General features: G+C 66.6%; 10 protein-coding genes, 1 other RNA gene and 1 pseudogene. 8 read left to right on the top strand and 4 right to left on the bottom strand.

Features of this window, described 5'->3' with window-relative positions:
• Positions 1 to 100: 100 nt before the first annotated feature.
• From HNR60_RS23720 to HNR60_RS23710, 3 genes and pseudogenes are all read left to right on the top strand, one after another.
• Positions 101 to 1,267: pseudogene (locus HNR60_RS23720) on the top strand (ATP-dependent helicase C-terminal domain-containing protein); the annotation flags it as partial.
• Between the two features lie 384 nt (positions 1,268 to 1,651).
• Positions 1,652 to 2,167, top strand: a complete 516-nt coding sequence (locus HNR60_RS23715) for a TIGR02281 family clan AA aspartic protease (RefSeq protein ID WP_184262866.1) — start codon at positions 1,652 to 1,654, stop codon at positions 2,165 to 2,167.
• A gap of 182 nt (positions 2,168 to 2,349) precedes the next feature.
• Positions 2,350 to 2,565: a hypothetical protein gene (locus HNR60_RS23710; protein ID WP_184262864.1), complete on the top strand. Its 216-nt coding sequence runs from the start codon at positions 2,350 to 2,352 to the stop codon at positions 2,563 to 2,565.
• 138 nt (positions 2,566 to 2,703) lie between these two features.
• On the opposite strand, the gene nudC is transcribed toward HNR60_RS23710, so the two are convergent.
• Positions 2,704 to 3,642: an NAD(+) diphosphatase gene (gene nudC / locus HNR60_RS23705; protein WP_184262862.1), complete on the bottom strand. Its 939-nt coding sequence runs from the start codon at positions 3,640 to 3,642 to the stop codon at positions 2,704 to 2,706.
• 105 nt (positions 3,643 to 3,747) lie between these two features.
• A complete protein-coding gene (locus HNR60_RS23700; protein WP_184262860.1) occupies positions 3,748 to 4,167 on the bottom strand; it encodes an HIT domain-containing protein in 420 nt (139 codons plus the stop codon).
• A gap of 142 nt (positions 4,168 to 4,309) precedes the next feature.
• On the opposite strand from HNR60_RS23700, the gene ffs reads away from it, so the two are divergent.
• The 5 genes from ffs (at position 4,310) to HNR60_RS23675 (ending at position 7,844) form a co-directional block, all read left to right on the top strand.
• Positions 4,310 to 4,406, top strand: an RNA gene (gene ffs, locus HNR60_RS23695) — signal recognition particle sRNA small type.
• Between the two features lie 173 nt (positions 4,407 to 4,579).
• Positions 4,580 to 6,469 carry a DNA polymerase III subunit gamma/tau gene (locus HNR60_RS23690; RefSeq protein ID WP_184262858.1) on the top strand — a complete coding sequence of 630 codons (1,890 nt, stop codon included), beginning with the start codon at positions 4,580 to 4,582 and terminating at the stop codon, positions 6,467 to 6,469.
• 27 nt (positions 6,470 to 6,496) lie between these two features.
• The gene (locus HNR60_RS23685) at positions 6,497 to 6,814 is read left to right on the top strand and encodes a YbaB/EbfC family nucleoid-associated protein (protein WP_184262856.1); all 318 of its coding nucleotides are present in this window, start codon (positions 6,497 to 6,499) and stop codon (positions 6,812 to 6,814) included.
• Positions 6,815 to 6,816: 2 nt separating this feature from the next.
• Entirely contained in the window at positions 6,817 to 7,422 is a 606-nt protein-coding gene (gene recR, locus HNR60_RS23680) for a recombination mediator RecR (RefSeq protein ID WP_184262854.1), read from the top strand.
• Positions 7,423 to 7,442: 20 nt separating this feature from the next.
• On the top strand, positions 7,443 to 7,844 hold the full coding sequence (locus HNR60_RS23675; protein WP_430695035.1) for a hypothetical protein: 402 nt from the start codon (positions 7,443 to 7,445) through the stop codon (positions 7,842 to 7,844).
• 193 nt (positions 7,845 to 8,037) lie between these two features.
• Here the strand turns inward: HNR60_RS23675 and HNR60_RS23670 are convergent, their stop codons facing one another.
• Positions 8,038 to 8,481: an NfeD family protein gene (locus HNR60_RS23670; protein WP_184262852.1), complete on the bottom strand. Its 444-nt coding sequence runs from the start codon at positions 8,479 to 8,481 to the stop codon at positions 8,038 to 8,040.
• A 74-nt stretch (positions 8,482 to 8,555) separates the two neighbouring features.
• Positions 8,556 to 9,563 carry an SPFH domain-containing protein gene (locus tag HNR60_RS23665; protein ID WP_184262850.1) on the bottom strand — a complete coding sequence of 336 codons (1,008 nt, stop codon included), beginning with the start codon at positions 9,561 to 9,563 and terminating at the stop codon, positions 8,556 to 8,558.
• Between the last annotated feature and the right edge of the window lie 451 nt (positions 9,564 to 10,014).

Raw genomic sequence — 10,014 nt, 5'->3', positions numbered from 1 at the left:
CTCGGGGCCCCGCCCCTCCCCCTGTGGGCGGCCCCCGGGGGCTTTGGTGGGGGGGGGGGGGGGGGGGGCCCCCCCCCCCCCCCCCCCCGGGGGGGGGGGGGGGGGGGGGGGGGGCTCTACGAGCAAGGCTTCGGTTCGGGGCACCCCCACCCCCGACCCCTCCCCGCAAGGGGGAGGGGAGTCGCGCCGTGCTCGCGGCGAGGCCGTGGCCTCGCAGCAAGGCGCAGGGGAGTCGCGCTCGCGTCGTCAAGCCGCCGACGCAAAAAACGAAACGCCGATTGCTGACGAACTCACCACCGGCGGCATGCTGGCGCTGGCGTTCCCGGATCGCGTCGCGAAAAACCGCGGCAACGGCTCGTTCGTGCTGGCCAATGGCCGCGGTGCGGCGATCGACAGGACCGCGGCCTTGGCCCGCGCGGCCTATATCGCGGTGGCCGAACTCACCGGCACCGCGGCCAACGGCAGAATCCTGCTCGCTGCGCCGATCACGCTCGAGGAGATCGAAACCCGCTTCGCCGCCGAGATCGACGCCGTCGACGATATTTCTTTCGACCGCGCCGCGCTGGCGCTGCGCGGCCGGCGTCGCCGCACGCTGCACGCCATCACGCTGTCGGAAGCGCCGATGGCGGTGGCGCCGTCGGAGGCGACCGCGCGCGTGTTCGCCGATGGCCTCGCCAGCGCCGGGCTCGACAAATTGCCGTGGTCGAAATCGCTGAAGCAATGGCGCGACCGGGTGATGTTCTTACGCAAGGCCGAGGGCGACGCTTCACAAAATTCTTGGCCCGACCTCTCCGACGCAGCGCTCGCCGAGGCGCGCGACGCCTGGCTGGTGCCGGCGCTGTTCGACAAGACCGCGCTGAAGGATTTGTCTGCCGGCGAATTGTCCGACGCGCTGATGGGGTTGCTGCCGTGGGATCTGCGCGCGCGGCTGGAGCGCGAGGCGCCGACGCATTTCGAGGCGCCGACCGGCACGCAACTGGCGATCGATTACGAAGCCGGGCAGGGCCCGACGATTGCCGTGCGCTTGCAGGAATTGTTCGGGCTCACCACGCATCCGTCGCTTGCCGGCGGCGCGGTGCCATTGGTGCTGGAACTGCTGTCGCCGGCGCAGCGCCCGGTGCAGGTGACGCGCGACCTGCCCGGATTTTGGCGCGGCTCTTATGCGGCGGTCCGCACCGATCTGCGCGGCCGCTATCCGCGGCACCCCTGGCCGGAGGACCCGGCGAGCGCGCCGCCGACAAGGCGGGTCAAGCCGCGCGGGACGTGAGCGGCTGAGCGCCTTTTCACCGGGCTTCTGCAACGGTGGCGTCTCAACACATCGTCCACCTCTCCGCGTCATGGCCGGGCTCGTCCCGGCCATCTACGGAAACAGGCAGGGCGTCGCTTGTGGGCGTGGATGGCCGGGACAAGCCCGGCCATGACGGGTCGGGCGTAAGCGCTTCAATGATCTGCACCGCATTTGCGGCCAAGCTCGGTCAACCTGACCGAACGTCAAGCGAGCCGAGGACGGCACCGCATCGCCGCCGTTAACGCTTCGCTCACCCTTTTCCGCAAAAACCGAAGCAGGCGCGCCGCGTTAGTCGCGGCCAGCGACCCGCCATGATCAAATAGCGCTGCGTTGTTCGCGTCGATGTAAGTGTGAGTATGCGTGATGCGTAACATCATGATCTTTGCCGCGCTGATGGTGATCCTCGGCACCGCGATGGCGGAAGTCGCCGATCGGATGACGCCGCCGCCGAGCGCGCGGGCCGCCGCTTCGTCCACGGTCGGCGCCGCAACGCCGCCGAATGCCGCAGTGCGCAGCGTCAGCATTCCGCGCGACCGCCGCGGTCACTTCCAGACCGACGGCCGCATCGACGGCCAGCGCATCGGCTTCATGGTCGACACCGGCGCCTCGGTGATCGCGTTGAACGAAAGCTCCGCCGCGCAATTCGGCTTGCGCCCCGCGCGCGGCGACTACAACGCCACGGTCACCACCGCCAACGGCACCGTGAAGGCGGCGCGTACCCGATTGGCGATGGTCGACGTCGGCGGGCTGTTGGTACGCGACGTCGATGCCTTGGTGCTGCCCGACGAAGCGCTGTCGGAGAATCTGCTCGGGCTGTCGTTCCTGTCGAAGCTGAAGCGATTCGAATACGCCAACGGCACGATGATTCTCGAGCAGTAGAGCATGATCCCGAAAAGTGGCGGCCGGTTTTCGGAACAGACCATGCTCAATCAGAATGCGCTTTTCTGAACATCCATTCAGGTACAAAGCTATAAGTTTCGCGGAACGCGAATCATACTTCTGTGTTGCCTCCCCGCAGACACCCGACGAATTCCCTCGACCAATTCCCCAAGGAGGACACCATGAAGCTTCGCTATGCTTTCGCCGCTCTCACCATCGCCGCACTCGCCGTTCCGTCGATCGCTTCGGCGGAAACCACCGTCATCAAGAAGGTCTATCGCGACGGCCCGCGCGCCGAGATGCGCCATCACCACGATCGCGGCATGCATCGTGGCGTGCGCATGCATCGCGGCGGCGACAAGGTGGTGATCATCAAGAAGCGGCATCACCGCTATTGATCGGCGTTTGATCGCGATCACTTGAAGCCAGCCGGGCAAACGGAGTTCTCCGTTTCGCCCGGCGCTTTTTTGCGGCGATGACGTTGCATCCGGCGGTGCGTTGCCCGGCGCGACCGCGTTGTCGCAACGGCGCGCCGCTCACGCCGGGCCGTGCAGCCAGCGGCCGAGCAGGTGATGCGCGATCGCGAACGGATGCGCGCCGGTCAGCCCGCCGGGATGCCGCCGATGATGCATCAGCATCGCCTCGTCGCGGGCAAACCACCGCGCGTCTTCCAGCTCGGTGTGGTCGACCACGATGTCTTCGCTGGTGGCCTGCGCCGAGCAGCCGATCATCAGCGACGACGGATAGGGCCAGGGCTGCGTCATGTAGTAAGCGACCTCGCCGCAGCGAATGCCGGATTCCTCGAGCACTTCGCGGCGCACCGCGTCTTCGAAAGTTTCCGCGGCTTCGACGAATCCGGCGAGGCACGAATACATCCCCGGCGGAAAATGCTTCTGCCGCCCGAGCAGGCATTTGTCGCCCGAAGTCACCAGCATGATCACCACCGGATCGGTGCGCGGAAAATGTTCGGCCTTGCAGCTCGGGCAATCGCGCCGCCAGCCGCCTTGCGACATCGCGGTGCGGGTGCCGCAATTGGCGCAATAGCCGTGGCGCTGATGCCAGCTCACCATCGATTTCGCCATCGCGATCGCCGACAGTTCGTTGGCCGGCACCGCGCCCTGCATCGCCATGCCGCGCAGCTCACTGACCGCGACGTCGTCGCGGGTCAGCAATTTCTCCACCGCGGCCGCCGCGATGCCCATGCCGAACAATGGCGCGCCATCGCGCAGCCCCAAAAAAATCGTTCCGGCATTGGCGCCGTAGCCCAGCGCCTCGTCGATCGTGAGCAGCGCGCGGACGCCGTCGCCGTTGTTCGCCGTCACCAGCGAATCGCGATGCACCACATAGGCGCGGGCGTCGGCCCGGCTCTCCAATTTGAACAGCGTGTCGTCGTCGGCGCGCAGATGCGCGGCGCGGTCCAGCACATGCGTGACGAAGGCCGGCTGGCCGAGCGGAAACGAATCGTGTTGTGTCATGCGCTGGTCCGCGAGGCTGGCGCCGCCGTGGCGATCGAAGCTCGCAATTTCCGGGAAGGTGGCTGCGGCGGTTGGTCGCAAGCTTGCCGGAAAACGCCGCCCAGTTCAACCAAGCCAGATCTTGCGGCGCAGCTCGGCGATGAAGCTTTGCACTTCCTCAGGGTCGTGCGCCAGCGGCGGCATCACGCCCCACACCGGGCGCGGCCACGCCACGTCGCTGCTGCGCCGCGCGATGACGTGGATATGCAGCTGCGGCACCATATTGCCGAGCGCTGCGATATTCAGCTTGTCGCAGTTGGTGACGTCTTTCAGCGCGCGGCCGACCCGGGAGATTTCCGTCATCAGCTGCGCCTGCTCGACCTCGCCGAGATCGATGATTTCGGCAGCCTTGGCACGGCGCGGCACCAACAGCAGCCAGGGATAATGCGCGTCCTTGATCACCAGCACGCGGCACAGCGGCAGATCGCCGATGTCGATGGTGTCTTGTTGCAGCTGCGTGTGCAGCGACCAGTCTGAAGCGGGCATCGGGGATCCGAACGAGTGAGGCCGCGTCGTTCGAGGGCCGAACAGCGCTCGAACGACGGCGCATTTCGCGCCCGCTTTAACACACCGAATGGCCGCGTCGCCACGCTTGCATTTCGGCGCATTTGGCTCCAAATAAGCCCCGGGAGATTGGCGGTGGACGAGCCACTCGCCAACCGGGTCAGGTCCGGAAGGAAGCAGCCCTAACGAGGTCCGGATCGGGTCGCTCGTCAGTCTCCTACTTGTTTTTTGCTTGTTTTTTCGAGCGAATTCAGCGCTCCGATCGATCGAGGGTGGACGCTTTCATCATTCGAGCCGGATCGAGCCCCGGGCTCCAGCCCGGCGGCGTTGGTCTGAAACCGTCCGAGCATTTCCGCAATCCGGCGCCGAGAGACAACCACTTGCGGATCGATCGATGACCGACGCTAGCCCTCCCGTCATTCCCCCGAGCGATCCCGCCGGCGCCGCGCCGGCTCAATCTGCGCTCGCCGCCGCGCCGGCCGCCGGCACGCCGTACCGCGTGCTGGCGCGAAAATATCGCCCGAACAATTTCGAGGATCTGATCGGCCAGGATGCCATGGTGCGCACGCTGTCGAACGCGTTCGAGACCGGGCGGATTCCGCAGGCCTGGATTCTCACCGGCGTGCGCGGCGTCGGCAAGACCACCACCGCGCGCATTCTCGCCCGCGCGCTGAATTACGAAATGCCCGACGGCTCGGTGACCGCGCCGACCATCCATATGCCGGTGCCCGGCGTGCATTGCCAGGCGATCATGGAAAGCCGGCACATCGACGTGCTGGAGATGGACGCCGCCTCGCACACCGGCATCGAGGACGTCCGCCAGATCACCGACGGCGTGCGCTATTCGCCGACCAGCGCGCGCTACAAGGTCTACATCATCGACGAAGTCCACATGCTGTCGGACAAGGCGTTCAACGCCTTCCTGAAGACGCTGGAGGAGCCGCCGGAGCACGCCAAATTCGTGTTCGCCACCACCGAGATCCGCAAGGTGCCGGTGACGGTGCTGTCGCGCTGCCAGCGTTTCGACCTGCGCCGCGTCGAGGCCGACGTGTTGATGGCGCATCTTGCCAACATCGCCGGCAAAGAGAATGTCGAGGTCGAGCCGGAAGCGCTCGGCATCATCGCCCGCGCCGCCGAAGGCTCGGTGCGCGATTCGCTGTCGCTGTTCGATCAGGCGATTGCGCACGCCGCCGGCACGGTGCGCGCCGATGCGGTGCGGCAGATGCTGGGCCTCGCCGATCGCACGAGGGTGATCGATCTGTTCGCGCATCTCGCCGCCGGCGACATCGCCAGCGCGTTCGGCGAATTCCGCGAACAATACGACGTCGGCGCCGATCCCGTCGTGGTGCTGAGCGACCTCGCCGAATTCGTCAATTTCGTCACCCGCGTGAAGATCGTGCCGGCGACCGCGGAGAACGTCGCGTTCGGCGAGACCGAGCGGCTGCGCGCCCGCGACTTCGCGTCGAAACTGTCGATGCGGGTGCTGTCGCGGATGTGGCAGATGCTGCTCAAGGGCATCACCGAGGTGCAGGGCGCGACGCGCCCGGCCGCGGCCGCCGAAATGGTGCTGGTACGGATCGCCTATGTGGCGGATCTGCCGACGCCCGACGAAGCCATCAAGATGCTGCAGGACGGCGGCAATTCGCAGGCGTCCGCAGCCAGCGGCTCGGCGCGCAACGTCGCGTCGGCCTCATCATCATCGGCCTCATCATCATCGGGCTCGCCGGCGAGCGCGATGGCGTCGGCGCGGATGTCGTCGGTGCCGCGCGGCGGCGCCGAAGCATCAATGCGTCCGCAGCCGAGCGCGGCGCAGCCGGCGGCTGCCGCGGCGGCGCCGGTGCTGACCATCAACAGCTTTCCCGAATTGGTAGCGCTCGCCGCCGCCAAGCGCGACGTGATGACCCGCGTCGCGCTGGAAGCCGACGTGCGGCTGGTGCGGATCGAGGACGGCCGGCTCGAGGTCGCGATGGAGCGTAGCGCGGCGCGCACGCTGATCAACGAGCTGTCGCGCAAGCTTGAACAATGGACCGGCCGGCGCTGGACCGTGATCGTCTCCAACGAGCAGGGCCAGCCGACGCTGCGTTCGCAGGCGCTGGCGCAGCAGAACGAACGCGAACGCGCCGCGGAGGCCGATCCGCGGGTGCAGGAAGTGCTGGCGCGCTTCCCCGGGGCCAAGGTCCTGGAGGTGCGCCGGCTCGCCGCCGAAACGCCGGACGCCGATGCGCCGGAAGCCGATGCCACCGGCGAGGATTCGCCGGACACTCTCGACAACGACGACCAGTAACAACTCTGCAAGCGGAAGGAACGGATCATGGCTGATTTTCTCGGCATGATGAAGCAGGCGGCGCAGCTGCAGTCCAAGATGAAGGCGATGCAGGAAGAGCTCGATCATATCGAGGTCGAGGGCATTTCCGGCGGCGGGCTGATCAGCGTGCGGATGACCGCCAAGATGGAGGTCAAGGCGATCAAGATCGATCCCTCGCTGATCAAGGCCGACGAGGCCGGGGTGCTGGAGGATCTGTTGGTCACCGCGCTCGCCGACGCGCACCGCAAGGCGGAGAGCGCGATGCAGGAAAAGATGCAGGCCTTGACCGGCGGGCTGTCGCTGCCGCCGGGGCTCGGCCTGTAAGCATGGCCGCTGCGGTTGCCGGCCCGGAGATCGAACGTCTGATCCAGTTGTTGGCGAAGCTGCCCGGGCTCGGTCCGCGCTCGGCGCGGCGCGCCGCGTTGCATCTGATCAAGAAGCGCGAGGCACTGATGGCGCCGCTCGCCTCCGCGCTGCAGGTGGCGATCGAACGGATCCAGGTCTGCAAGGTCTGCGGCAATATCGACACGCAGAATCCCTGCACGGTGTGCACCGATCCGAGGCGCGATCCGTCGATCATCGTGGTGGTCGCCGACGTCGCCGACCTGTGGGCGCTGGAGCGTGCGCACGCTTCGAGCGGCCGCTATCACGTGCTCGGCGCCACGCTGTCGCCGCTCGACGGCGTCGGCCCCGATGACCTCACGATCGACGCGCTGGTGGCCCGCGCGCACGATCCGCAGGTCTCGGAGATCGTGCTGGCGCTGAACGCCACCGTCGACGGCCAGACCACCGCGCACTACATCACCGACCTCTTGATGGAAGCGGGCGTCAAGGTCACGCGGCTCGCGCATGGCGTGCCGGTCGGCGGCGAACTCGATTATCTCGACGAAGGCACGCTGTCGGCGGCGATGCGTCAGCGCACCTTGTTTTGACAGAAAACGAAAGATCACCAATGACCGGACCAAAGGCGGGACGCCGGCTGATGCTGGCTGTGGCGATGACGTTGATCGTGGGCGGCGCGAGCGACGCGCTGGCGCAGAAGGCGCTCCGGAGCGGCGACGTGTTGACCGGCCAGCTCAACGCGATGCGCAGCCGCGCCAAGGGCAAGCGCGTCGCCACCTTCCAGGTGGTCAGCGAGCCGCGCCGGCTGCCGGCGCCGGGCGGGCTGTGCAATCTGGAGACCGGGCCGGTGACGTTCCAGCTGGTCACCACTACAGAAGCGCAAGCGGCGCAGCTCAAGGGGCTGATCGGCAAGCAGGTCGCGGTCAAGGTCGGCGCCTTGGCCTGCGCCGAAGCCGCCGGCGAGATCAGCGAAGCGGTGATCTCCTCGTGGAGCGTGGTGGCGACGCCGTAGGGTCGGCGCTATCGATCGACTTGGCCACATCAATGTCTGTCATTCCGGATTGCGAGTTCGCAAGAACGAGCAAGTCCGGAATCCATACTCCCTGCAGGGGATATGGATCCCGGGCTCACTCGCAGCTGTCGCTGCTCGTGCCCCGGGATGACGGCTTCGATTTTAGTTGAAGGCACCCAATCAAAGCTAACCTCTAAGCCCCCGCCACCGTCAGCTTGGCGCCGTCGGCCTCGACGATCTTGACCCGGCTGCCGGCCGGCGCGTCAGGACCGGACACCCGCCACACGGTATCGTCGATCCGCAGCGTGCCGGCGCCGTCGACGATCGGCTTTTCCAGCGTCAACACCCGGCCGACCAGGCCTTCGGCGCGCTTGTTGAGGAAAGGATTGCTGCCTTGGCTCGATCGCGCGCGCGCGAAGCGCCGCCACAATGGCACCGCGGAGATCGCGAACAGCGCGAACGCCAGGATCTGCGCCTGCCAGGACGGCTCGGTGACGAACGACAGCCCGCCGACCAACAGCGCCGCGAGACCGAGCCAGAATAGAAACACCCCCGGCGCCAGCAGTTCGAGCCCCATCAGCACGAAGCCGAAGATCAGCCAATTCCAGGTGCCCAGCGACACCAACAAACCCGTCATTCCCAGCCCCCACGACCCATCATTACTCTCTCACACGCAACTCACACATACAGCCGTCCGGCCGCCTCGTCGCCTCAGCGCGGCGGCGCCGCCGGGCCGTTCCCCGCCGCGCCGCTCGGCGGCACCGAGCCGCGGCGCGCCGCGGCTTGGGGCGCGGCGCTTTCTCCGAATGTCGCCTTGGCGATCTCGCCGATCCCGGCCAGCGAGCCGAGTATACTCATCGCTTCGATCGGCAACATGATGATCTTCTGATTCGGTGAATCCGCCAACTGCCCGAACGCCTTGATGTACTTGTCGGCGATGAAGTAGTTCAACGCCGCGACGTCGCCCTTGGCAATGGCTTCGGAGACCATCTGGGTGGCTTTGGCCTCGGCCTCGGCGGAGCGCTCGCGGGCTTCGGCGTCGCGGAAGGCGGCCTCGCGGCGGCCTTCGGCCTGCAGGATCTGGCCTTGTTTGGCACCCTCGGCGCGGAGAATTTCCGACTGCCGCTGGCCCTCGGCCTGCAAAATATCCGCGCGCTTGACCCGTTCGGCCTTCATCTGCCGGCCCATCGCCTCGACCAGATCGGCCGGCGGCACGATGTCCTTGATCTCGATGCGGTTGACCTTGAGGCCCCAGGGCGACACCGCGGCGTCGACCACGCGCAGCAGCCGCTCGTTGATCTCGTCGCGATGCGACAGCACCTGGTCCAAGTCCATCGCGCCCATCACCGAACGGATGTTGGTCATGGTCAAAACGATGATCGCCTGGTTGAGGTCGGAGACCTCATAGCTCGCCTTGGCGGCGTCGAACACCTGATAGAACGCGACGCCGTCCACCGTCACGGTGGCGTTGTCCTTGGTGATCACCTCCTGCTCGGGGATCGATATCACCTGCTCCATCATGTTGACCTTGCGGCCGACCCGGTCGAAGAACGGAATGATCAAATTGAGCCCGGGCGACAGCGTCCGGGTGAACTTGCCGAACCGCTCGATGGTCCAGTCGAAGCCCTGCGGCACGGTCTTGACCCCGGCGAACAGGGTGAGAATGACCAGCACCACCAGCGCGATTGAAAACACGTCGAAGCCGCTGAACGTCATCATGGGTGTCTCCTTGCGGCGGACAGGGGAATGCGGCCGAGGTGAACTCGGCAAGCCGCGGATGCCGAGTGGTCGCCGCCCCCGGATTTAAGGTTCGACTGCAACGGGACGACGATAGTCGAACAGTCTCACGCAAAAAGCGAATGAATCGAAGTCGTGCGGCTTCTTCCCTCGCCCGGCTTGCGGGGAGAGGGTGGCTCGAATGCGCGTAGCGCGTTCGAGTCGGGTGAGGGGGCGCCTCGTTATGTTGAGGCGCCCCCTTGTATCTGCCCATTGAGCAAAATGTGCGATGGAAGCGGCTTAGCGCGTTGGGCGGTGGCCACCGGCCAACGCGCGCGGCGATGACGCCCGATACCCCTCCGGCAACAACCGTGGGTGAGCCTGGGACCATCGCCGTTGTCACGCACGACCGAACAGTCGCTGGACCGCACTCGTACGCACAAGGCAGGTTACC

Source organism: Rhodopseudomonas rhenobacensis (assembly GCF_014203125.1).
Taxonomy (GTDB): domain Bacteria; phylum Pseudomonadota; class Alphaproteobacteria; order Rhizobiales; family Xanthobacteraceae; genus Rhodopseudomonas_A; species Rhodopseudomonas_A rhenobacensis.
This window is presented reverse-complemented; position numbering and strand designations above follow the sequence as displayed.

What these genes read in the sequence shown, in the direction of transcription:
- HNR60_RS23715 (WP_184262866.1), top strand. Translation starts at nt 1,652, where the DNA reads ATGCGTAACATCATGATCTTTGCCGCGCTGATGGTGATCCTCGGCACC.
- HNR60_RS23710 (WP_184262864.1), top strand. Translation starts at nt 2,350, where the DNA reads ATGAAGCTTCGCTATGCTTTCGCCGCTCTCACCATCGCCGCACTCGCC.
- nudC (WP_184262862.1), bottom strand. Translation starts at nt 3,642, where the DNA reads ATGACACAACACGATTCGTTTCCGCTCGGCCAGCCGGCCTTCGTCACG.
- HNR60_RS23700 (WP_184262860.1), bottom strand. Translation starts at nt 4,167, where the DNA reads ATGCCCGCTTCAGACTGGTCGCTGCACACGCAGCTGCAACAAGACACC.
- HNR60_RS23690 (WP_184262858.1), top strand. Translation starts at nt 4,580, where the DNA reads ATGACCGACGCTAGCCCTCCCGTCATTCCCCCGAGCGATCCCGCCGGC.
- HNR60_RS23685 (WP_184262856.1), top strand. Translation starts at nt 6,497, where the DNA reads ATGGCTGATTTTCTCGGCATGATGAAGCAGGCGGCGCAGCTGCAGTCC.
- recR (WP_184262854.1), top strand. Translation starts at nt 6,817, where the DNA reads ATGGCCGCTGCGGTTGCCGGCCCGGAGATCGAACGTCTGATCCAGTTG.
- HNR60_RS23675 (WP_430695035.1), top strand. Translation starts at nt 7,443, where the DNA reads ATGACCGGACCAAAGGCGGGACGCCGGCTGATGCTGGCTGTGGCGATG.
- HNR60_RS23670 (WP_184262852.1), bottom strand. Translation starts at nt 8,481, where the DNA reads ATGACGGGTTTGTTGGTGTCGCTGGGCACCTGGAATTGGCTGATCTTC.
- HNR60_RS23665 (WP_184262850.1), bottom strand. Translation starts at nt 9,563, where the DNA reads ATGATGACGTTCAGCGGCTTCGACGTGTTTTCAATCGCGCTGGTGGTG.